The organism is Photobacterium sp. R1 (assembly GCF_054600795.1).
This window is the reverse complement of record NZ_BAAHZP010000373.1, coordinates 1-303: the sequence shown is the minus strand read 5'-3', so window position 1 is coordinate 303 and position 303 is coordinate 1. Positions and strand designations below refer to the sequence as shown.

1 protein-coding gene is annotated in these 303 nt (G+C 48.8%); it reads left to right on the top strand.

All coding sequences use genetic code 11. The features are described 5' to 3' along the window. Nucleotides 1-303, top strand: a 303-nt coding sequence (locus ACYP03_RS25480) for an NAD(P)-dependent oxidoreductase (protein ID WP_459782604.1), incomplete at both ends; no start/stop codon positions are given.

Genomic DNA, 303 nt, shown 5'->3' with positions numbered 1-303 from the left:
AATCAGGTTGATCTGACTGAAGCCAACCGTCGTGGTATTCCTGTTTTTAACGCTCCCTTCTCCAATACCCGCAGTGTGGCCGAACTGGTACTGGGTGAAATTCTCCTGTTACTGCGCGGCATTCCGGAAAAAAATGCCAAAGCACACCGTGGTGAGTGGCAAAAAACAGCTGATTCCTCGTATGAAGCCCGGGGTAAGAAGCTGGGTATCATAGGCTATGGCCATATCGGGACTCAGCTCAGTATTCTGGCTGAAAACCTGGGTATGGATGTGTATTTCTATGACATCGAAAACAAGCTGACC